Consider the following 21,143-nt stretch of genomic DNA (forward strand, 5'->3'; position numbering starts at 1 on the left):
GGAGAAGAACCCGGCCGGCACGGACCGCGAGGCCCAACCGGCCGGGCACGAGCCGAACCGGGGTGCTGCCTGATCATGCACGGACACGAGTGGGACGCTGCCGACGCCGCCGACCCGGCACCGGGCGGTACCCCGGGCCGCCCCGAGGGCGCGCACCCCGAAGGCCACCGGCTCGTCCCGTTCGCGACGGCGCTGCTCCAGGGCGACGGACTGATCCTGCACTGGAGCGAGGACGCCGAGACCCTCCTGGGATACACCGCCGAGGAGGCCGTCGGCAGCTACGCCGCCCAGCTGCTCACCGACGAGTCCGACCGCTCCGAGGTGCTCGAACTCTTCCAGCGGATCATGAGCGGCACCGGCTGGTCCGGCGTCTTCCCGGTCCGCCACCGCGACGGCCACAAGGTCGACCTGGAGTTCCGCACCTACCCGATCGCCGGCCCGGCCGGCACCCTGCTGCTGCTCGCCACCGCCTCCGACACCCGCGCCCTGCACGCCGTCGAGGCCGACCTCGCGGTGCTCGACGGCATCTTCGACCGCTCGCCGATCGGCATGGCCGTCTACGACACCGAGCTGCGCTACGTCCGGATCAACGAGGCACTCGCCCGGATGAACGGGGTACCGGTCGCCGCCCACCTCGGCCGCCGGATACCCGTGGTGCTGCCCGGCATCAACAGCGCCGAGATCGAGCAGATCATGCGCCAGGTGCTCAAGACCGGCAAGCCCGCCCTGGACGCCCGCTCGCACGGCAGGGTCCCCGGCGACCCCAAGCGGGACCACGCCTGGTCCGCCTCCTACTTCCGGCTGCAGGACTCCACCGGCCGGATCTTCGGCGTCTGCTCCTCGATCATCGACGTCACCGAGCGCTTCCAGGCCGAGGCCCGCGCCGCCCGCGCCCAGGAACGGCTCGCCATGATCGCCGAGGCGACCGCCCGGATCGGCACCACCCTCGACCTCCAGCGCACCGCCGAGGAGCTGATCGAGGCCGTCGTCCCCCGGTTCGCCGACTTCGCCACCGTCGACCTGCTGGAGCCGGTGCTGCGCGGCGCCGAGCCCACCGCGATCCCCTCCGACCGCAACATCACGCTGCGCGCCGTCGCCGTCGGGGAGTCCTACGAGACCGGCCTCGCGCACGCCGTGGACGTGATCGGCGAGACCTCCGAGTACGCCCCCGACCGCAGCTACGTCCAGTGCCTGCGCAGCGGGAAACCGCTGCTGCGCGCCCGCGTGGACGAGGAGGCGCTGCGCGGACTGGTGGCCAGCGAGGACCGGGTGGCCCCCGGCATGGCGGCCGGCATCCACTCGTACCTGATGGTGCCGATCACCGCCCGGGGCATGGTGCTCGGCGGCTCCGAGTTCATCCGGATGCGCAACCCCCAGCCGTTCACCGCCGCCGACGTCGCCCTCGCCGAGGAACTGGTCGCCCGCACCGCGCTGGCGCTCGACAACGCCCGGCTCTACCGCCGCGAGCGGGAGACCGCCCTGACCCTCCAGCGCAGCCTGCTGCCGCAGGAGGTGCACCGCACCCTCGGCCTGGAGATCGCCTACCGCTACCTGCCCAGCAGCGTGGTCAGCGAGGTCGGCGGCGACTGGTTCGACGTGGTGCCGCTGTCCTGCGGGCGGGTCGCCCTGGTGGTCGGCGACGTGATGGGCCACGGCATCCGGGCCGCCGCCACGATGGGCCAGCTGCGCACCGTCGCCCGGACCCTCGCCACCCTCGACATGCCGCCCGAGCAGGTCCTCACCCGACTGGACGAGACCGCCTCGGGAATCGGCGAGGGCCAGTTCGCCACCTGCATCTGCGCGGTGTACGACCCGCTGGAGCGCACCGTCCAGGTCGCCTCGGCCGGACACCTGCCGCCGGTCCGGGTCGCCCCCGACGGCACCGCCACCCGGGTGGACGTGCCGCCCGGGGTGCCGCTGGGCGTCGGCGGGGTGGCCTTCGAGTCGATCGAGTTCACCATCCCCGAGGGCGGCATGGTCACCCTCTACACCGACGGCCTGGTCGAGCGGCGCGGCCAGGACCTGGACGCCGGGATCGACCAGCTCGCCCGCACCCTGGCCGGCCCCGGCCGGACCCTGGAGGAGAGCTGCGACGCCGTCCTCGCCGCGCTGGTCACCGACGGCACTGAGGACGACATCGCGATGATCATGGCCCGGGTGCTGCCGCTGCCCGCCGACCGGATCGCCAGCCTGCCGCTGTCCGGCGGCGGCCGGCTGCCCGGCAGGGCCCGCCGCTTCACCCGCGCCACCCTCGAGGCCTGGGGCCTGTCCGCGCTCACCGACTACGCCGAACTGCTGGTCAGCGAGCTGGTCACGAACGCCCTGCTGCACGCGGACGCCCCGCGCCGGCTGAGACTGTTCCGCGACCGGGTGCTCACCGTGGAGGTCTCCGACGCCGGCGGCCAGACCCCGCAGCTGCGCCCGTTCGCCGAGCAGGACGAGGGCGGGCGCGGGATGTTCCTGGTCAGCGAGCTGGCCCAGCGCTGGGGCAGCCGGCTCACCCGGGACGGCAAGGTGGTCTGGGCGGAGCTGGAGCTGCCCTTCGGGGCCTCGTAGGAACGACCGTTCCGCGGATGAGAACGGCCGTTCCCCAGGGGGAAACGGCCGTTCTCATCCGTTCTCGGGCGCCCTTGCGGGTCGCTACGCGTCGACCTTCGGCTGGACGGCCGACGCGTCGACCGTGCCCTCCGCGCCGGTCTCCGCCCCGGCCCGCCGCTCGGAGAGCCCGCGCAGCAGCCGCCAGGCCATCACGGCCGCACCGACCAGCAGCGCGGCGGCCAGCAGTCCGGCGCTGTTCATGCCGTGGACGAAGGACTCCCGGGCACTCGCCAGCAGCGGCTGGGCGAGCTCCGGCGACAGGCCCTGGGCCGTCTCGACGGCCGAGCCCAGCGACTCGCCGGCCCGGGCGGCGGCCGCCGGGTCCGTCCCGGCCGGGACGACCAGACCGCTCGCGTACATCGAGCCGACCACCGAGCCCACCAGTGCGATGCCGAGCGCGGTGCCCAGCTCGTACGCCGTCTCCGAGACCGCCGAGGCGGCGCCGGCCTTGTCGGCGGGCGCGGCGCTCAGTACCAGGTCGGCGCCGAGCGTGTAGACGACGCCCTCGGCCGTTCCGACCAGCAGGAAGGAGGCGGCCAGCAGCAGGTAGGTGGTGTCCTGCGACAGCCAGCCGAGCGCGCCCACGCCCAGACCCATCGCCAGCAGACAGGCCGTCAGCGCCTTGCGGGCGCCGAAGCGCCGGGCGATCGCGGCGGTCAGCAGTCCGCCGGCCACCGAGCCGGCGAAGGCCGGCAGCTCGGCCAGGCCGGCCTGGAGCGGCTGGTAGCCGCGGACCAGCTGGAGGTACTGGGAGACCACGAAGATCACGCCGGAGAGTCCGACCAGGGAGATCAGCGAGGCCGAGACGGCCGCGGTGAACCGCCGGTCGCGGAACAGCCGGACGTCGAGCAGCGGGGTCTCCAGCCGCAGCTGGCGGCGGACGAAGGCGAACAGCGCGGCGGCGCCCAGCACGAAGGCGACCGGCACGTCCCAGCGGTCCACGCCGTGTGCGGCGGCCTCCTTGACCGCGTACACCACGCCGATCACACCGGCCATCGACAGGAACACGCTCAGCACGTCCCAGCGGCCCGGCTTCGGGTCCTTGGACTCCGGCAGCAGCCAGGCGCCGGACACCAGCAGCAGGATCAGCACCGGGATGTTCATCAGGAACACCGAGCCCCACCAGAAGTGCTCCAGCAGCACCCCGCCGACCACCGGCCCGAGGGCGGCGCCGGCGGTGGCCGCCGCACCCCAGATGCCGATCGCGGTGGCCCGCTCCCGGTCGTCCGGGAAGAGCCCGCGGATCAGCGAGAGGGTGGAGGGCATGATCGTCGCCCCGGCCACGCCGAGCAGCGCGCGGGCCAGGATCAGCCAACCGGCACTCGGCGCGTACGCGGCCAGCAGCGAGGCGGCGCCGAACGCGGCGGACCCGGCCAGCAGCAGCTTCTTGCGGCCGATCCGGTCGCTCAGGGCGCCCATGCTGACCAGCAGGCCGGCCAGGACGAAGGAGTAGGAGTCGCCGATCCAGAGCAGCTGGGTGCCGCTGGGGCGCAGCGTCTCGCTGATCGACGGGATGGCGAGGGAGAGGACGGTCGCGTCCAGGGCGACCACGGTCACGGCCAGGACGAGGACGGCGAGGCCGGTCCAGCGCTGGCGGGCGGTCAGGGTGTTCACGCTCCCACCTCGCTTCGCTCGGCAGGCGCTTCGCACAATGCGCGCCTCTTGATGATTCGCTCGCTTCGCTCACTCATGGTTTATCGGTGTCCGGCCTGTGGTCGGCGGTGCTGTGGGTGGGGGAGGTGGCGGCGGGAGCGCAGGCGTCCGGTCTGCGCAGCGCGCCGCCGAGGAACAGCTCGGCGAGCGAGAAGGCGGCGTCGCGCGGGGCGAGCCGGCCGTCCTGGATGGCCCAGCCGACTCCGGCCACCAGGTCGAAGAAGGCCTCGCTCAGCCAGGCGGCGCTCAGCTCGATGCGGAACACGCCCTGCTGCTGGCCGCGCAGGAAGAGCGCGTGCAGCCGGGCGATCTGGACCTCCCAGAGGTCGTTGATGTCGTCGTGCTCGTAGAGCTGGTTCTCGCCGGCCAGGAAGGCGCAGAGTGTGGCGTCCGGGACGGAGGCGTCCACCAGGCGGCGCAGCGCGGCCTCGGCGTCACCCTGCTCGACCTCGGCGGTGTCCAGCGCGGTGGCGAACCGGCGCAGTCCGAGCAGGCCGATCTCGCGGATCAGCGCGTCGCGCCCCGGGAAGAGCCGGTGCAGCGTGGCGCGGCTGATGCCGGCGGCGCGCGCGATCTCGTCCAGGTGGGCGGTCGGGCGGCGGGAGAGCACGCCGACGGCGGCTTCCAGGACGGTGTCGCGATCGGTGGCCATGAGCCGAGTTTAGTTCATGTGAGACATGGATGTCTCACTATTGATTTCCGGCTCTCAGCTGAGGCGTGGGGGATCGGTGTCCGGGCAGCAAAAAACCGGGGACGGTGGGTGTACCGTCCCCGGTTCCGGGGTGTCGCCGTCGCGGCTCTGCTCGGCCCTGTTGCGGCGGCTCAGCTCTGGTTGTAGAAGCCGGTGTCGTCCATCGGGCGGTCGATCACCATGACCTCGACGTCGGCCGGGGTGAGCAGGAACACCCGCTTGGCGATTCGTTCGATGCCGCCCCTGGTGCCGAAGATCAGCCCGGAGGCGAAGTCGACCATGCGCTTGGCCTCGGCCTCCGCCATCTCGGTGAGGTCCATGACCACCGGGGTGCTCGCCCGGATGTGCTCACCGACCGTTCGGGCCGCCTCGAAGCCCGTCGGCCGCAGGGAGACGATCTTCGCGGGCGCGGGGACGGCCGGAACCGTCTCCTGATCGACCCACTCGTCGTCGTACACCGCGGCCGGGTAGTTCCCCGAGGGCATCAGCCACCCGTTGTGGTGCTCGTCGCGAAGTGCTCCCATGCCGCGCCTCCCTGCCTCGTCCCGTCCTGGTCCCCCGGGGTCGCGTGCCGTTCTTGACACGTCATCCACTCGTCGGAACTGTCCGAGTATCGCACTGTTCACCGGTCCCGTGCCCGCTCGCAACCCCCGTACGAGTCGTGCCGCGCCGGAAACCCGGGCGAACCCGGGCACTCCCACTGACGCGGCGCAGCGTCGTACGGTTGCGCGCGTTGACCTTATCGGTCGCCGTCACGGCGTAATTGACCTTCTGTCAACAATGCGGAAACGATTTCACCCGCGGCGTCACTCGCCGGTCGCACCGTCGATCAATTCGCGCAGAAGATCCGCGTGGCCGTTGTGTCGCGCGTACTCCTCGATCATGTGGGTGAGCATCCAGCGCAGCGTCACCGGCTCGCCCCGGCGCGGCTTCTTGCCGACGGTGTCCAGCGGCAGGCCGGCGGCGGCGCCGCGGGCGGCCTCGACCTCGGCGCGCCAGGTGGCGAAGTCGGCCGCGACGTCGGCGGTGTCGACGTCGTCGAAGTCGCCGTCCTCGTTCTCCTGTGTCCAGAAGTGGCCGTTGGTGATCTCCCGCCCGAGCAGGACGGACTGGAACCAGTACTGCTCCACCTCGGCCATGTGCCGGACCAGGCCCAGCAGCGAGAGGTTGGACGGCGGGACGGAGCGCAGCCGCAGCTGGTCGTCGGTCAGGCCCTCGCACTTCAGCGCGAGGGTGTCGCGGTGGTAGTCGAGGAAGGCGGTCAGGGTGGCGGCCTCGTCGGCCGTCGTCGGCGGGTCCACCCGCGGGTCCGTTTCGGTCATGTGCGCCATCCTGGCGTCCGGCCGTGCCCGGGCGCGAACGATTTTGCGCCGCGGGGGCATGGTGGCTTGCTTGTGCCGGGTTCAGCCCGCCGTCGCTTGGCGGCGGGTGCGGGCCGTCCGCCACAGGCCGACCACGCTGCCCAGCACCAGCAGCGCGATCACCCCGGCCGACAGCAGGAAGGCCGCCGAGCCCGGCCGGCCCGCGCTGGCCGCCGCCGTGACGTACACCGCGGTGGTCGGCACCACGCCGATCGCGGTGGCCAGCACGAAGGGCAGGAAGCGGACGCCGGAGAAGGCCGCGCCGTAGTTGGCGGCCTGGAACGGCATGCCCGGCAGCAGCCGCAGCACCAGCACGCTGCGGAAGCCCTGCTCGGTGAACCGCCGGTCCAGCGTCCCGAGTACCTTGCCGCGCAGGTACGGGCGCAGCGCCTCGCGGCCCAGGCCCCGCCCGAGCACGAAGGCCAGGGCGGCGCCCACCGTGGTGCCGAGCACCGCCAGCAGCACGCCCTGCTGGATGCCGAGCAGCAGCCCGGCCGCCGCGTTGAGCGCCGGCCGGGGCACGAAGGCGAGTGTCCCCACCGCGTAGACCAGGGCGAACAGCGGGCCGAACCAGTACCCCGGCATCCGCTCCGACAGCCCGCCGGACAGCAACTCCGTCGGGCTCCACAGCAGCAGCGACCCGGCGGCCGCCGCGAGCACCGCCACCAGCAGGGCGAACCGCCACCAGGGCGAACGCGACTGGACGGCGGCGGGCGCCGGCGGCGCGACGGGCGGCGCGGGAAGGGCCACGACGGGCGGCGCGGGAACGGCATCGGGCTCGAACACCGCCCGAGCCTAACCGGTGCCCGGGCCCCGCCCGCGCCGGGTCCCGGCTCAGCTGTACGGGCTCTTCTCCGGGTTGTAGTGCCAGTACTGGTTGTAGGCGCCCGAGAGGTACTGCCACTGGATCACCGGGGTGCCGTTGTCGATGACGCCGCCGGAGACGTCGAGGACCAGGGCGCTGTTGGCGTTCACGATCCGGCGCGGGGTGCCGGGGTGGCTGGCCGGCGGGTCGCTCCACTGCTGGTTGCGGCCTCCGTTGCAGCTCCACTGGCTGGCCTGGGTGCCCGGGACCTTGCTGAAGGCGGCGATCTCCAGGCACTTGCCGCTGTGCAGGTTGATCCAGCCCTGGGCGGTCTGGGTCCACTTCTGGTTGTCGCCGCCGGTGCAGGTCCAGATCCGGACCGGGGCGCCGTTGTCGGTGCGCCAGTCGGCGACCTCCAGGCAGAGGTCGTTCGGCCCGGCGTACATCCCGGTGCGGATCTCGGCGGGCCCGAAGTCGGCGGTGGTGGAGGCAGAGGTGGCGGTGGACGCGGTGGCGGGCGGGGCGGTGAGGGCCACCGCCGCGGTGGCGAGGACGGCGGCGGCGGTGGAGAGACGGGCTCTGAGGGGCATCTGTTCGACCTCCGTGGTCAGTGCACCTGACGCGGCCGGGCGAGGAATCCCAGCAGGCGTTGCCAGGAGTCCCTGGCCGCGTCGGCGTGTTCGACAGCGGAGAGTTCGAAGAAGTTGTGCGGTGCGCGTGGATATTTGACGAACTCGTGCGGGCAGCCGGCGGTGGTGAGGGCCGCGTCGAAGGCCGCGACGGTGTCCGCCGGGATGTGCTCGTCGGCACCGCCCCAGAAGGCGAGGATCGGGGCGGTCAGCTCCCCGGCCAGCTGGGTGGGCCCCGGGGCGCCGTTGATGGCGTCCGGGTAGCCGTAGTAGCCGACGGCGCCGGCCAGGCCGAAGCGCGGCGCGGCGGTGCGGAAGGCCTGCCGGCCGCCGAAGCAGAAGCCGAGCGCGACCACCTCGGCGGGCCCGACGGCGCGCAGCCGGGCCAGGGCGGCGGTGATGTCGGCGTCCAGCCCGTCGGGGGTGAGCGCGAGCAGGTGGGGGAGCAGGTTCGGCAGTTCGCCGAATTCCGCCGGGCGCTTTTCCGGGAATGCGCCGGCGGTGCGGCCGTAGTAGTCGAGGACGAGCGCCGGGTGGCCCTGTTCGGCGAGTCGGGCGGCGGTCTGCCGGTAGAACGCGGAAAGGCCCTTGTTGTCCGGCAGGACGAGTACGCCCGGCCCGGTGGCGATCTCCGGGCGGGCCAGGAAGGCGCCGAAGCGGGTGCCGTCGGCCGAGGTCAGGACCAGTGGGGCGGCCTCGGCCAGCGGCCACGGGGCGGGTGCGAAGGCGGGCGGGGCGGCGTCCGGGTCGTAGCACACGGGGAATCCCTCTCGCGGAACACGAAGAACCGCCGGGCGCGGCTGCGCCCGGCGGTTCGAGACCTTAGCCGGGAATTTCCTCGGAAATTCACCATCATATCGCGTGGAGATCTTTTCCGGAAGGCTTTTCCGGTGACGGTGTGGTCACGTTTTCACCGGGCCCGCTTTTGCCGGCGGCGTTTTTCCGGGGGTGCTTTCGTGGCCGGAATTCCGCTCGGCCAGCCGCAGCGCCCCGGCGCTCAGCAGCAGGGCGCAGGCGAGCGCGGTGACCAGCCCGAAGGAGACGGTCAGCGAGGTGGCCTGGGCGAGGGTGCCGATGACCGCGGGGGCGATCAGGCCGGAGGTGTAGGTGACGGTGGCGACGCCGGCGATCGCCTGGCTGGGATTGGTGCCGATCCGGCCGGCCGCGGCGAAGGCGAGCGGGACGATCACCGCGATGCCGATGCCGATCAGGCCGAAGCCGGGGATGGCCAGGGCCGGGCTGTCGGCGGCGACCACCAGCAGGCCGCCGGCGGTGGCGACGGCGCCGCCGATGCGGGTGGTGCGGACGGCGCCGAGGCGGCGGATCACCGCGTCCCCGGCGAGTCGGCTGACCGCCATGGTGAGCGAGAAGGCGGTGTACGAGGCGGCGGCGACCGTGGCCGAGGCGCCGGTGACGTCCCGCAGGTAGACGCCGCTCCAGTCCATCGAGGCTCCCTCGGCGAAGACCGCGCAGAAGCCGACCAGCCCGATCACCAGCGAGCTGCGCGGCGGCAGGGCGAACCGCGGCGGCTCCTCCGCGCCCTCGTGCGCCCGGATGTCCGGCAGGCCGCGGCAGACGGCCTGGGCGAGGACGAGCAGGACCGCCGCGGTGACGGCCAGTTGGAGCCGGGCGTCGAGGTCCAGGTGGGCGGCGAGGATGCCGAAGGGGGAGGCCAGTAGACCGCCCGCGCTCCACATCCCGTGCAGGCCGGACATGATCGAGCGGCCGAGCCGCTCCTCGATCTCCACGCCCTGGGCGTTCATCGCCACGTCCGCCATCCCCGAGGTGGCGCCGTACGCCAGCAGCGCCACGCACAGCGCCGGCAGCGAGGGGGCGAGCGCGGGCAGGGCGAGGGCGAGGCACCAGAGCGAGAGCAGTCCGCGCACCGCGGCCCGGCCGCCGTAGCGGTGGACGAAGCGGCCGGCCAGCGGCATGGCGAGGGAGGAGCCGATGGCGGGCATGACCAGGGCCAGTCCGAGCTGGCCGGCCGAGAGGTGGAGGTGGTTCTGGATCCAGGGGATGCGGGTGACGAAGCTGCCGGTGACGGCCCCGTGCACGCAGAAGACCAGGGCGATGCTCGCCCGGGCCCGGCGCGGTGCGGTCATCGGCTCCGGCGGTGGTGGTGTGGTGGTCCCGGTCATGCGGTGTCCCTCCCGGTCGCGCGGCGCGGGCGCGACAGTGCCCTTGACGGTCGATAAATTATCAGGGAGGGATCCTGATAGAAAGGCTCTGGAAGGATGATCTGCCATGACCACCGCGCGTACGGCCACGCCGAGCACCGCCCGGGCGATCAACGACCGGCTGGCGCTCAACCTCCTGCTCGAACAGGGGCCCCTCACCGCGACCGAGCTGCGCGACCTCACCGGCCTGTCCCGGCCGACCGTCGCCGACCTGCTCGAACGCCTCCAGCGCACCGGCCTGGTGGCCGTCGTCGGTGAGCGCGGAGAACAACGGCGCGGCCCCAACGCCCGGCTCTACGCGCTGGTCGCCTCCCGGGCGCACCTCGCCGCCGTCGACGTCCGCTCCGGCGGCGTCAGCCTGGTCGTCGCCGACCTGGCCGGGCGCAGCCTGGCCACCGCCGAGGTCCCGGTCGACGGGGACGGCGGGCCGGACACCGCCGGGACGATCGTCGCCACCCTGCTGGAGACCGCCCACGGCGTCGGCGTCGAACGGCTGCACACCGTCGCGGTCGGCGCCCCCGGACTGGTCGACCCGGCCACCGGGCGGCTGCAGAGCACCGGCAAGCTCCCCGGCTGGCACGCCGAACTCCTCGCCGCGCTGCAGGAGCTGCCCGGCACCGAGGTGATCCCGGAGAACGAGGTCAACCTGGCCGGGCGCGCCGAGTACCGGGTCGGCGCCGCGCGCGACCGCGACACCTTCGTGCTGATCTGGCTCGGCCACAGCGTCGGCGCCGCCGTGATCCTGGACGGCCGGCTGCGCCGGGGCTTCTCCGGCGGCACCGGCGAGATCTGTTTCCTGCCCGTCCCCGGCACCGTCGGCCTGCCCAGCGCCGACAGCTGCGAGGGCGGCTTCCACGGCCTGGTCGGCAGCGCCGCGATCTGCGCGCTGGCCCGCGCCCACGGACTGCCCGCCGACCGGGCCGGGGACGCCTCCGCCGCCGAGGCCGCCGTACGGGCCGCCCTGGCGGCAGGCCCGGCGGGCGAGGGCTTCCTGGACGAGCTGGCCGAGCGGATCGCACTCGGCGCGGCGAGCGTCTGCGTGGTGCTGGACCCCGGCTGCGTGGTGCTCGGCGGCGAGGTCGGCCGGGCCGGCGGGCCGGAGCTGGCCGGCCGGGTCGAACGGCGGCTGGCCCTGCTCTCCCCGCTGAGCACCGAGGTGCGGGCCGGTACGGCGGGCGGCGGCGCGGTGCTCGCCGGCGCGGTGCTCACCGCCGGCGACGCGGTGCGGCGCGACCTCTTCGGCGAGCCGTGACGGCCCTCGCGTGACCGTCCGTGCCGCCGGTACGGCAGGATGGCGCGGGGGCGCACGCCTCCCGATCCCGAACCACCGTCAGGAGACGCACATGGGCCAGCCCGAGGCGCCGGCCAACCCGTACCGCATCGGCGAGGCCGCGGCGCTGCTCGGCGTCAGCGCCGACACCATGCGGCGCTGGGTGGACGCCGGGCGGGTCGCCGCCGCGCGGGACGAGAACGGGCACCGGATCATCCCGGGGGCCGAGCTCGCCGCCTTCGCCCGGGAGCTGGCGCGGCCGGAGAACGCCGAGACGGAGGGCCGGCCGTCCTCGGCCCGCAACCGCTTCCCGGGGATCGTCACCGACGTGGTGCTCGGTGACGTGGCCGCGCAGGTGGAGATCCAGGCCGGGCCGTTCCGGGTGGTGTCGCTGATCAGCCGGGAGTCGGCGGAGGAGCTGAACCTGGTGCCCGGCGCGCCCGCCACGGCGGTCATCAAGTCCACCAATGTGATGATCGAACGGCGCTGACGCTCCCCGCAGGAGCCGTCGCACCGAGTCGCCGCAGGAGTCCCGCACGAGTCCCCGCAGGACTCGCCGCAGGACCCCCGTCACGAGTCCCGTCACGAGTCCCGGAACCGAACGAGAGGCCCGGATGCCACCCCCGCACCTGCCGACCACCCAGAGCGCCGTGCTCGCGATCGAGGCCGTGGCCGCCCGGCACGGCCGCACCGTCCGCGCCCAGCACGACATCGGCCGCGACCGGACCTTCGCCGGGCTGGTCGGCCCGGACGGCCCGGGCGACGAACTCGACGGGGCCTGCGGCGCCATCCCGCACGAGGCGCTGCTGGAGTTCGACGGCAGCCCCGCCGTCACCGTCCGGCTGTTCACCCACGACGAGGTCACCGTCACCGTCGAGGGCATCGCCTTCGACGTCGACCGCGACCGCGTCCCCGGCTTCCTGAACGCCGTCTGGTCCGACCTGGTGCACGTCAGGGCGCGCACGTTCCCGCCGTCCACCACGCTGATCGTCACCGTCCCCGGGGAGCCGAGCCACCGCGAGGACGTCGGCGTCCGCGACCTCACTCCCTGGCTCGCCGGAAGGATTCGATGAACACCGCAGCCAAGCCGCTCGCCGTCGCCCACCGCGGCGACCCGTTCCGCTTCCGCGAGAACACCCTGCCCTCCGTCGAGTCCGCGCTCGCCGCCGGGGCCGACGCCGTCGAGGTGGACGTCCAGCTCACCCGCGACCGGGTGCCCGTGCTGCTGCACGACCGTACCCTGGGCCGGCTCTGGGGCGACCCGCGGTCGATCGACCGGGTCACCGCCGAACAGCTGGAGGAGCTGCGCCAGGGCCCGCTCGCCGTCCCCACCCTCGCCGAGGCGGTCAAGGCGGTGGCCGCCGTCGAGGGCCGCCGGCTGCTGATCGACCTGGACGACGCCGGGCCGGCCGCGGCCACCTGGGAGGTGGTCGCCGGCCTCGGCGCCGAACGGGCCGTCGCCTTCTGCGGCCCCACCACCGCCATGCTCGCGGTGCGCGAACTGAGCCCCGACGCCGAGATCGCGCTCACCTGGAAGCAGCCCCGGATGCCCGTGCGCGCCCTGCTGGACGACCTGCGCCCGCGCTACCTCAACCCGCCGTTCGGCCTGGTCACCCCCGACTTCACCGCCGCCGCGGCGGGCGAGGGGCTCGCCGTGTCCACCTGGACCGCCGACCTGCGCCGCACCATGCGCCGACTGCGCGACACCGGCGTCGCCTCCATCACCTCCAACCGGATCGGCGTGCTGCGCTCGGTGCTGGACGGCCGCCGGTGACCGAACCGCTCCTCGGGCGGCGGGCGCTCGGCCGGGCCCTGCCGGCCCGCCGGCACCTGCTCGCCAGCACCGACCTGGCGCCGGCCGCGCCGGTCCACCACCTCGGCGGCCGTCGGGCCGATCGGCGGGCGGCGGAGGCCGGGGTGGAGCGGGTGCCGGCCTTCGCGGGGGCGGGCGACGGTGGGTCCGTGCGGTTCGGGGAACCCGGGTAGCTCGTTCGGGTGCTCCCGGCCGATCCGCCGCGCGGGCCGTCGGAACCTCTGCTGAGCTGGGGCGGTTCGGAAACGTCGACGACCCCCGGCGGAGGTGGCCGTGCCCGTGGAGCGTGCGCCCGGCGAGGAGCCGCGGCCGGACCACCGCAGGCCGTACCTGATGCTGCCGCCCGCGCTGCGGCAGGCGGCGGCCTGGTCGCTGGCGGTGATCCTGCTGATCGCCGTCGCCTCGCTGGTGGTCTTCGCGCTGGTCGAACTGCGGGCGGCCACCGTGCCGTTCATCCTGGCCCTGCTCGGGGCCTCGCTGCTCCACCCGGTGGTGCCCTGGCTGGTGCGCCGGGGCGTCGGACGGAGCCTGGCCGCCGGGCTGACCTGCGCGGTGCTGGTGGCCGCGGTCGGCGGGGTGATCGCGCTGCTGGTCAACTCCCTGGTGCACAGCGCCCCGCAGATCGCCTCCTCGCTCCCGGCGGCCGGGCGGCGGCTGGCCGGCTGGCTCGGACCCTTCGGGGCGAAGATCGAGCACGCGCTGAGCAACGCCAGGGGCGAGACCAACTCGCTGATCTCCACCCTCACCAACGGGGTGCTCTCCGGGCTCGGCCTGCTCACCCAGGTGATCACCGGCGGGGTGCTGGCGCTCGCCCTGGTGTTCTTCTTCCTCCGGGACGGGCACCGCACCGGCGACGCCATCCGCGCCTACCTGCCGGAGCGCAGCGCCACCACCGTGATCGCCTGCGCGGAGCGGGCCTTCGAGGCGATGGCCGGGTTCATGCGCGGCACCACCCTGATCGCCCTGATCGACGCGAGCTTCATCACCATCGGCCTGGTCGCCCTCGGCGTGCCGGGTGCGCCGGGGCTCGGCGCGCTGGTCTTCATGGGCGCCTACATCCCCTTCGTCGGCGCGTTCCTGTCCGGCACGGCGGCGGTGCTCGTGGCCCTCGCCAACGGTGGCCTCGGTACGGCCCTGTGGGCGCTCGGCGTGGTGCTCGCGGTGCAGTTGATCGAGGGCAACATCCTCCAGCCCGTCATCCAGAGCCGCACGGTCGAGCTGCACCCGGCCACCATCATGGTCGCCGTGGTGGCCGGCGCCGGCATCGCCGGCATCATCGGCGCCCTGCTCGCCGTCCCGGTCTGCGCCGCCGGCATGGGTGTCGTCACCGTGCTGCGGGGCGACCGGGAGCGGGCGGGGAAGTCGCTTGCCGGGCCGTGAGTCGCCGTGTGATCATCACTAATGCGAAACAAGTCGCAATAGTGCTTGAGGGGGCGTTCATGGAGCTGATCGAGGTGGCCGGGGCGGGGGCCGGGCCGTACGGGGTGGCGGTGGGGGCCGACGGGGGTGTCTGGTTCACCCTGGTGCACGGCGGGGAGATCGGACGGCTGGCTCCCGACGGGGCGGTGGAGCGGTTCGGGCTCGGGGCGGCCGGGTGCGGGCCGGCGGTGATCGCGGCGGGGCCGGACGGGGCGATGTGGTTCAGCCGGTTGCGGGACCACCGGATCGGGCGGATCGACGCGGGCGGGGCGACGGCGTCCTTCGCGCTGCCGACGGCGGACGCCGGGCCGTACGGGATCGCCGCGGGGCCCGACGGGGCGCTCTGGTTCACCGAGTCGAACGCGAACCAGGTCGGGCGGATCACCGTCGACGGCGAGGTGACGGAGTACCCGCTGCCGGTCGAGGGGGCCTTCCCCTCGCTGATCACGGCCGGGCCGGACGGCGCCCTGTGGTGCACGCTCCACCAGGCGGACGCGGTGGCGAGGGTCGCCGCGGACGGCGAGGTGACCGTCCACCGGCTGCCCACCGGGGGCACCGCGCCGGTCGGGATCGCCGCCGGGGCGGACGGGGCGCTCTGGTACGTCGGGATCGGCGGCGGGCTGGTCGGGCGGATCGCCGTCGACGGGGAGGTGACGGAGTACCCGCTGGCCGACCGCTCGGCCAGGCCGCACGCGATCGCGGCCGGGCCGGACGGCCGGCTCTGGTTCACCGAGTGGGGCGCCGGGCGGATCGGGGTGCTCACGCCGGACGGCCGACCGGACGGGTACCCGATCTCCGGCGAGCGCGCCGAGCCGCACGGCATCGCCGTCGCCCCGGACGGCACGGTGTACGCGGCGCTGGAGCGCGGGCAGATCGCCCGGCTGACGCCGTAGCAGCGCCCGACGGCCGGTCAGGAGGTCCCGGTCGCCCGGTCGGGAGGTCCCGGTCGGGGCCCGGGAACTCGGGCCCAGCGGCCCCGGGCGGGCGGGCCGAAGGGCCCTGGGGTGCGGAGGCGGCGAATTCGGATCATGGATCGCCATCCATTCGCACGACGTTCCGAAGGAGTGCGTCCTTGAGCGCCACCCAGGCACAGGGCGACCCCACCTCACCGCCAACGGCCATCCCCGCGGGGACGGTCAGGGCCAGGAGGCCCGGCTCGGCCCTGGTCAGGCTGCTGACCACCACCGACCACAAGACGATCGGCACCATGTACCTGGTGTCATCGTTCGCGTTCTTCCTGATCGGCGGCATCCTCGCCCTGGTCATGCGCGCCGAACTCGCACGGCCCGGAACGCAGATCCTCTCCAACGAGCAGTTCAACCAGGCGTTCACCATGCACGGCTCGGTGATGCTGCTGCTGTTCGCCATGCCGCTGTTCACCGGCTTCGCCAACTGGATCATGCCGCTCCAGATCGGCGCCCCGGACGTCGCCTTCCCGCGGCTGAACATGCTGTCGTACTGGCTGTTCATGTTCGGCTCGCTGATCGCCGCGGCCGGCTTCGCGACCCCGCAGGGCGCCGCCGACTTCGGCTGGTTCCTCTACGCGCCGCTGTCCGACGCGATCCACTCGCCCGGCGTCGGCGCCGACATGTGGATCATGGGCGTGACGCTGTCCGGCTTCGGCAGCATCTTCGGCGCCGTCAACTTCATCACCACCATCATCTGCATGCGCGCGCCCGGAATGACCATGTTCCGGATGTCCATCTTCTGCTGGAACGTGCTGCTCACCTCGGTGCTGGTGCTGCTGGTCTTCCCGGTGCTGGCCGCCGCGCTGCTGGCGCTGGAGTGCGACCGCAAGTTCGGCTCCCACGTCTTCGACCCGGCCAACGGCGGGGCGATGCTCTGGCAGCACCTGTTCTGGTTCTTCGGGCATCCCGAGGTGTACATCCTGGCGCTGCCGTTCTTCGGGATCGTCTCCGAGGTCATACCGGTGTTCAGCCGCAAGCCGATGTTCGGCTACGCCGGCCTGATCGCCGCGACGGTGGCCATCGCGGGCCTGTCGGTGACGGTGTGGGCGCACCACATGTACGTCACAGGACAGGTCCTGCTGCCGTTCTTCTCCTTCATGACCTTCCTGATCGCCGTCCCGACCGGGGTGAAGTTCTTCAACTGGGTCGGCACCATGTGGAAGGGCTCACTGAGCTTCGAGACCCCGATGCTCTGGACGGTCGGCTTCCTGGTCACCTTCCTGTTCGGCGGCCTGACCGGCGTGCTGCTCGCGGCCCCGCCGATCGACTTCCACGTCTCCGACTCGTACTTCGTGGTCGCGCACTTCCACTACACGCTGTTCGGCACCGTGGTCTACGCGATGTTCGCGGGCTTCCACTTCTGGTGGCCGAAGATGACCGGCAAGAAGCTCGACGAGCGGCTCGGCCGGATCACCTTCTGGACGCTGACCATCGGCTTCAACGCCACCTTCCTGGTCCAGCACTGGCTGGGCGTGGAGGGCATGCCGCGCCGCTACGCCGACTACCTGGCCTCGGACGGCTTCACCACCCTGAACACCGTCTCGACCATCGGCTCGTTCCTGCTCGGCCTGTCGATCCTGCCGTTCCTCTACAACGTCTGGAAGACCGCCAAGTACGGCGAGAAGGTCACCGAGGACGACCCGTGGGGCTGGGGCCGCTCGCTGGAGTGGGCCACCTCCTGCCCGCCGCCGCGGCACAACTTCGTCAAGCTGCCGCGGATCCGCTCCGAATCCCCGGCCTTCGACCTCCACCACCCGGACATCGCGGCCCGGGACATCCTGGAGAACAGCGGCAAGCCCGCCACGCACCTGGGTGACGTGGAGCCGGCGAAGTACGACCGGCCGCTGAGCCGGGCGGACCGGGCGGCCGCCGCCGTCGCCACCAAGGACCCGGACGCCGGGCCCACCGAGGGCGGCTGATCCCGCCCCCCGAACGCCGTCCCCGCCCGCGTCGCTGCCCCCGGGCGGGCGGGGACGGCCCCTCCGCTCCTGATCTCTCCCCTCTCCTCACCCCTTCGTGACCAGGAAGGCCGGGTCGTGAACCACACCGTTCTCGCCATCGGCACCGCCGCCCTCACCGCGAGCGGCTGTGTCTGGTACCTGCCCGCCATCGCCGACCTCCAGGCCGGCGCCGACCGGCCCCGCTCCACCCGCACCGCCGCCGCGGCGTGCGTGCTGTGGTGGGCCGGGCTCGCGCTCGCGGGCGGGCTGCTGCTCGTCATCACGGACTGGCGGCCCGCCGCGCAGGTCGCGCTCGCCGGACTGGTCGGCGGCGCGGCGCTGCGGCTGCGGGCCCTGTGGGACCGCCGCCGGGAGGTGCGCGAGACCGCGGCCCGCTGGGCCGCCCTGGACGCCGGGCCCGCCCCGCGCTCCAACCGCCCGCCGGCGCTGGCCCTCGCCGGGTGGCTGGTGGTCGGTACGGCCGTCGCCCTGCTCGGGGCGGTGGCCATCCTGCTGTCCGGCGGCGGCGAGGTCGTGCCCAGGGTGGCGCTCGCGGCGGTCAGCGGCGCGGGCGTCGCGCTCGCCTTCCTGCTGATGGGGCTGGGCAACGTCCGGCGGCAGGGGCGCTGAGACGCGCCCGCCGGCCGGGTCCTGTGTCCCGGTCGCAATGGGGCCCTTGGGCCCTGGGCCGGCGGCCGGCCGTGCGGGATGATGCCCTGGGCCCCGCTGGGAGTGTGCGGGGGTGACGAAGGTGGAGCCGCGTGATGGCGACCAAGACGGAGGGTGCCGAGGCCTCGGCGCCGGTCCGGGTGTTCCTGCTGGACGACCACGAGGTGGTGCGCCGCGGGGTGCACGACCTGCTGGACGGCGAGCCGGACCTGGAGGTGGTCGGGGAGGCGGCGACGGCCGAGCAGGCGCTCGTCCGGGTGCCCGCGCTGCGGCCCGACGTGGCCGTGCTGGACGTCCGGCTGGGCGACGGCGACGGCGTCTCGGTCTGCCGTGAGCTGCGCTCGCGGATGCCCGGCCTCGCCTGCCTGATGCTGACCTCCTTCGACGACGAGGAGGCGCTGCTGGACGCCGTGATGGCGGGCGCCGCCGGATACGTGCTCAAGCAGATCAGCGGGACCGACCTGGTCGCCGCCGTCCGCACCGTCGCCTCCGGGCGCTCGATGCTGGACCCCGGCGCCGCGACCCGCCTCCTCAACCGGCTGCGCAGCGACGCCGAGCCCGCCCAGCCGGTGACCACGGGACCCGGCCTGACCGTGCGCGAGCAGGAGGTCCTCGAACTCATCGGCGAGGGCCTGACCAACCGGCAGATCGGCGAGCGGCTCTACCTCGCCGAGAAGACCGTCAAGAACCACGTCTCGCGGCTGCTCGCCAAGCTCGGCGTCGAGCGGCGGGTGCAGGCCGCCCTGATCGCCACCGAACTGCGCCAGGCCGCCGCCCCGCAGTCCTCCGCGCTGCGCTCAGGCCGGTACTGACCCGGCCGTTCGCGGCTGTCCGGGCCCGTTCGGCGTTGTCCGGGCCCGTCCGGTGCCGTTCGGGGCCGAACGGGCCTTCGGTCCCGGGGCCGGCGGTCCTCGGGGCGGGGCCCTCACCGGGACCATCGGCCCTCGCGACCGGGCCCGGGCCCGGGCGAGCATCGCTCGCATGAACCGCGACCACGTCCCGTCCCCCCGGCCCGTCCCGTACGACCTTCCCGAACTCCGCGAACTCGACCGCAGGCGCTCGCTGGAGCTGCTGGCCAGGGCCGACGTCGGCCGGGTGGTCTACACCGTCGACGCCCTCCCGGCCGTCCTGCCGGTGCCGTTCCGGCTGGGCCCCGGCGGCGTGCTGCTCTCGGCGCCGGCCGGCTCCGAACTGGCCCGGGCCGTCGACGGCGCGGTGATCGCCTTCGAGGCCGACGAGGTGGACGGCCGGGACGGCTCCGGCTGGTTCGTCACCGTCCTCGGCCGCGCCCAGGTCCGCCCGGCCACCAGGAGCACCGACCCGGGCGACACCGTACGGATCCGGATCCGCCCGGAACTGGTCATCGGCCGCTGTCTGGCCTGAGCCCGGCCCGGGCCCCATCGCGGGTCACGGCCCCAGCAACGTCTTGGCGGTGCGCAGGAGTTCGGCGTCCGCCGCCGCGTCCGGGCGGCCGGCCAGGCCGGAGCGGAAGAGCGAGGCGCCCTCGACGAGCATGATGAACACCCGGGCTCGGGCGTGCCGTTCCTCCTCCGCCAGGGCCGGGTGCCGTTCGGCGAGGAAACAGGCGACCAGCTCCCGGTAGCGGTCGTAGAAGGCCTGGACGGCGGCGGCCACCGAGGGGTCGTGGGCGGCCAGTGCCCACAGTTCGGCGAACAGCCGGACCAGCCGGACGTCCTGCTGCTCGGCGAGGAGTTCGCGGATCAGGGCGTCCTCCTCGCGGGCCGGATCGAGCAGTGGGTCGAGTCGTTCCACCGAGCGGCCCAGGACGCGTTCCAGGACGGCGGCCACCAGCTCGGCGTGGGTCGGGAAGTAGTGCTGGAGGTGGCCGAGGCGGACGCCCGCGGCGGTGGCCACCGCCCGCATGGACAGTTCGGTGCCGCCCGCGGTGACCAGCAACTCCTCTGCTGTGTCGAGTAGTTGCTCCCGGCGCTGGGCGCCCTTGCCGCTCAGGCCGCGGACGCTGCTCATGCCGCCGCCTCCGTGTCGCGCCGCTCGTCGGCGGAGGTGACCGTGACGGTGACGTTCAGTGCCGCCAGGTCCGCGAGCACCTGTCCGGGGCGCGGGGTCTGCTCCGGGAAGGCCACCCCCTCGGGCGGCGGGGCGCCGTCCGTACCGAGCGCCCGGCGCAGCGCGAGGAGGGCGCCGACGGCGGTGAGCCGGGCCTGGCCGGCCCGGTCCTCCACGGTGGCGGTGAGGGTGCGTCCGCCGTGGCCGACGTCGGTGCGCAGCAGGGCGGTGCCGCCCTCGCCGGGGGAGTACAGCAGGGCGCGGCGGGCCGGCTCCCAGCGGTCGCCGCGGCCCCAGCGGAACAGACCGACGCGCCGGGCCGCCAGCAGGGCGGTGGTGGAGGAGCGGGAGCTGAAGCCGATCCGGGTGGCGGCGGTGGTGGTGCCCAGGGTGAGCGGGAGGGTGAACTGCTCGGGGGTGTCGATCCCGGCGACCAGGGTCGGGGCGTCGCCGATCCGGACGGTCCGCGGGCGGCTGAGCGGGGCGACGGAGCGGCGCCGGCCGTCCTGCACCACCTCGTAGTCGAGCCCGAGGCGGTCCATGAACTCCACGGAGTCGGCGCCGGCCCGGTCCGCGAGGTCCCAGCGGATGGCGGTCTCGATCCGCTCGGCCCCGCCGAGGCGGTCCGCCAGGGCGGCGGCGACCAGGCTGGTCACCCCGCCCATCCAGGCGGAGGAGAGCAGCACCGGGGCGGTCGGGCGCAGCAGGGCGGCGAGGGTGGCCGCGCGCTGGAGCCGGGCGGTCCAGCGGGTGACGTCCACGTACGGGACGCCCGCGCGGACGGCGGCTCGCAGCACCCGGTCGTCCGGGTCGTTGACCACCCCGACCACCGCCCGGACGTCTGCGGTGAACGGTGCGGGGTCGCTGAGGTCCCAGCGGCGGGCGGTGGCGTCGTCGAGTTCGGCGGCGAGGGCGGCGCCGCGTTGCTCGGAGCGGCCGGTGAGCAGCAACGGCCAGGCGGGGGCGGCGAGTCGGGCGAGTTCGGCGCCGACGGTGCCGTAGCCCCCGACCAGCAGGACGGGTCCGTCGGGGTTGTGGCCGAGGCGGTCGGAGGGGAAGGTGGGGTGCGCGGGGCCGTCGGAGACGGGTTCGATGCTCATGCGGACAAATATAGGTCGC

General features: G+C 74.0%; 22 protein-coding genes. 12 read left to right on the plus strand and 10 right to left on the minus strand.

The annotated features are described in order from the left end of the window. The first annotated feature begins 75 nt into the window (after positions 1-75). Complete coding sequence (locus ACGF13_RS10000; protein ID WP_392871255.1) at positions 76-2,556, plus strand: SpoIIE family protein phosphatase; 2,481 nt, start codon at positions 76-78, stop codon at positions 2,554-2,556. A gap of 84 nt (positions 2,557-2,640) precedes the next feature. On the opposite strand, the gene ACGF13_RS10005 is transcribed toward ACGF13_RS10000, so the two are convergent. From ACGF13_RS10005 to ACGF13_RS10040, 8 genes are all read right to left on the minus strand, one after another. Continuing rightward, positions 2,641-4,212: an MFS transporter gene (locus ACGF13_RS10005; protein ID WP_392871258.1), complete on the minus strand. Its 1,572-nt coding sequence runs from the start codon at positions 4,210-4,212 to the stop codon at positions 2,641-2,643. 73 nt (positions 4,213-4,285) lie between these two features. Further along, complete coding sequence (locus tag ACGF13_RS10010) at positions 4,286-4,903, minus strand: TetR/AcrR family transcriptional regulator (RefSeq protein WP_392871261.1); 618 nt, start codon at positions 4,901-4,903, stop codon at positions 4,286-4,288. Positions 4,904-5,073: 170 nt separating this feature from the next. After that, positions 5,074-5,466, minus strand: coding sequence for a cell division protein SepF (locus ACGF13_RS10015; RefSeq protein WP_392871264.1), 393 nt, complete (start codon positions 5,464-5,466; stop codon positions 5,074-5,076). Positions 5,467-5,748: 282 nt separating this feature from the next. Further along, the gene (locus ACGF13_RS10020) at positions 5,749-6,264 is read right to left on the minus strand and encodes a DinB family protein (protein WP_392871267.1); all 516 of its coding nucleotides are present in this window, start codon (positions 6,262-6,264) and stop codon (positions 5,749-5,751) included. 81 nt (positions 6,265-6,345) lie between these two features. Further along, the gene (locus ACGF13_RS10025) at positions 6,346-7,089 is read right to left on the minus strand and encodes a TVP38/TMEM64 family protein (RefSeq protein ID WP_392871270.1); all 744 of its coding nucleotides are present in this window, start codon (positions 7,087-7,089) and stop codon (positions 6,346-6,348) included. Positions 7,090-7,137: 48 nt separating this feature from the next. After that, the gene (locus ACGF13_RS10030; protein ID WP_392871273.1) at positions 7,138-7,698 is read right to left on the minus strand and encodes an RICIN domain-containing protein; all 561 of its coding nucleotides are present in this window, start codon (positions 7,696-7,698) and stop codon (positions 7,138-7,140) included. A gap of 17 nt (positions 7,699-7,715) precedes the next feature. Then, a complete protein-coding gene (locus ACGF13_RS10035; RefSeq protein WP_392871276.1) occupies positions 7,716-8,495 on the minus strand; it encodes a dienelactone hydrolase family protein in 780 nt (259 codons plus the stop codon). A 144-nt stretch (positions 8,496-8,639) separates the two neighbouring features. After that, positions 8,640-9,878 (minus strand): MFS transporter, encoded by a 1,239-nt coding sequence (locus ACGF13_RS10040; RefSeq protein WP_392871279.1) that lies wholly within the window; start codon positions 9,876-9,878, stop codon positions 8,640-8,642. A gap of 106 nt (positions 9,879-9,984) precedes the next feature. Between ACGF13_RS10040 and ACGF13_RS10045 the strand changes: the two genes are divergently transcribed. The 11 genes from ACGF13_RS10045 to ACGF13_RS10095 all read left to right on the plus strand — a co-directional run bounded on the left by ACGF13_RS10045 (position 9,985) and on the right by ACGF13_RS10095 (position 19,379). Beyond that, the gene (locus ACGF13_RS10045; RefSeq protein ID WP_392871282.1) at positions 9,985-11,169 is read left to right on the plus strand and encodes an ROK family transcriptional regulator; all 1,185 of its coding nucleotides are present in this window, start codon (positions 9,985-9,987) and stop codon (positions 11,167-11,169) included. 91 nt (positions 11,170-11,260) lie between these two features. Beyond that, positions 11,261-11,677 (plus strand): molybdopterin-binding protein, encoded by a 417-nt coding sequence (locus tag ACGF13_RS10050; protein WP_392871285.1) that lies wholly within the window; start codon positions 11,261-11,263, stop codon positions 11,675-11,677. 124 nt (positions 11,678-11,801) lie between these two features. Continuing rightward, positions 11,802-12,260 carry a hypothetical protein gene (locus ACGF13_RS10055; protein ID WP_392871288.1) on the plus strand — a complete coding sequence of 153 codons (459 nt, stop codon included), beginning with the start codon at positions 11,802-11,804 and terminating at the stop codon, positions 12,258-12,260. Next, positions 12,257-12,961, plus strand: coding sequence for a glycerophosphodiester phosphodiesterase (locus ACGF13_RS10060; RefSeq protein WP_392871291.1), 705 nt, complete (start codon positions 12,257-12,259; stop codon positions 12,959-12,961). Before ACGF13_RS10055 ends, ACGF13_RS10060 begins: the two co-directional genes overlap by 4 nt. Next, positions 12,958-13,173 (plus strand): hypothetical protein, encoded by a 216-nt coding sequence (locus tag ACGF13_RS10065; RefSeq protein ID WP_392871294.1) that lies wholly within the window; start codon positions 12,958-12,960, stop codon positions 13,171-13,173. Before ACGF13_RS10060 ends, ACGF13_RS10065 begins: the two co-directional genes overlap by 4 nt. Positions 13,174-13,279: 106 nt before the next feature. Further along, positions 13,280-14,380, plus strand: a complete 1,101-nt coding sequence (locus ACGF13_RS10070; RefSeq protein ID WP_392871297.1) for an AI-2E family transporter — start codon at positions 13,280-13,282, stop codon at positions 14,378-14,380. A 59-nt stretch (positions 14,381-14,439) separates the two neighbouring features. Continuing rightward, positions 14,440-15,312 (plus strand): virginiamycin B lyase, encoded by an 873-nt coding sequence (locus ACGF13_RS10075; protein ID WP_392871299.1) that lies wholly within the window; start codon positions 14,440-14,442, stop codon positions 15,310-15,312. Positions 15,313-15,626: 314 nt separating this feature from the next. Beyond that, positions 15,627-17,306 carry a cytochrome c oxidase subunit I gene (gene ctaD, locus ACGF13_RS10080; RefSeq protein WP_392871669.1) on the plus strand — a complete coding sequence of 560 codons (1,680 nt, stop codon included), beginning with the start codon at positions 15,627-15,629 and terminating at the stop codon, positions 17,304-17,306. A gap of 117 nt (positions 17,307-17,423) precedes the next feature. Continuing rightward, complete coding sequence (locus ACGF13_RS10085) at positions 17,424-17,957, plus strand: hypothetical protein (RefSeq protein ID WP_392871302.1); 534 nt, start codon at positions 17,424-17,426, stop codon at positions 17,955-17,957. Positions 17,958-18,091: 134 nt separating this feature from the next. Then, the gene (locus tag ACGF13_RS10090; RefSeq protein ID WP_392871305.1) at positions 18,092-18,808 is read left to right on the plus strand and encodes a response regulator; all 717 of its coding nucleotides are present in this window, start codon (positions 18,092-18,094) and stop codon (positions 18,806-18,808) included. A gap of 169 nt (positions 18,809-18,977) precedes the next feature. Then, positions 18,978-19,379, plus strand: coding sequence for a pyridoxamine 5'-phosphate oxidase family protein (locus tag ACGF13_RS10095; RefSeq protein ID WP_392871308.1), 402 nt, complete (start codon positions 18,978-18,980; stop codon positions 19,377-19,379). Between the two features lie 24 nt (positions 19,380-19,403). Here ACGF13_RS10095 and ACGF13_RS10100 read toward each other — a convergent pair whose 3' ends face one another. Together ACGF13_RS10100 and ACGF13_RS10105 are read right to left on the minus strand one after the other, a co-directional pair. Further along, positions 19,404-19,985, minus strand: a complete 582-nt coding sequence (locus tag ACGF13_RS10100; protein ID WP_392871311.1) for a TetR/AcrR family transcriptional regulator — start codon at positions 19,983-19,985, stop codon at positions 19,404-19,406. Then, positions 19,982-21,124 carry a saccharopine dehydrogenase gene (locus tag ACGF13_RS10105; protein WP_392871314.1) on the minus strand — a complete coding sequence of 381 codons (1,143 nt, stop codon included), beginning with the start codon at positions 21,122-21,124 and terminating at the stop codon, positions 19,982-19,984. Before ACGF13_RS10105 ends, ACGF13_RS10100 begins: the two co-directional genes overlap by 4 nt. Positions 21,125-21,143: the final 19 nt, after the last annotated feature.

Origin of the sequence: Kitasatospora sp. NPDC048286 (assembly GCF_043201735.1) — a bacterium.
In the GTDB taxonomy this organism is placed as follows: Bacteria; Actinomycetota; Actinomycetes; order Streptomycetales; family Streptomycetaceae; genus Kitasatospora.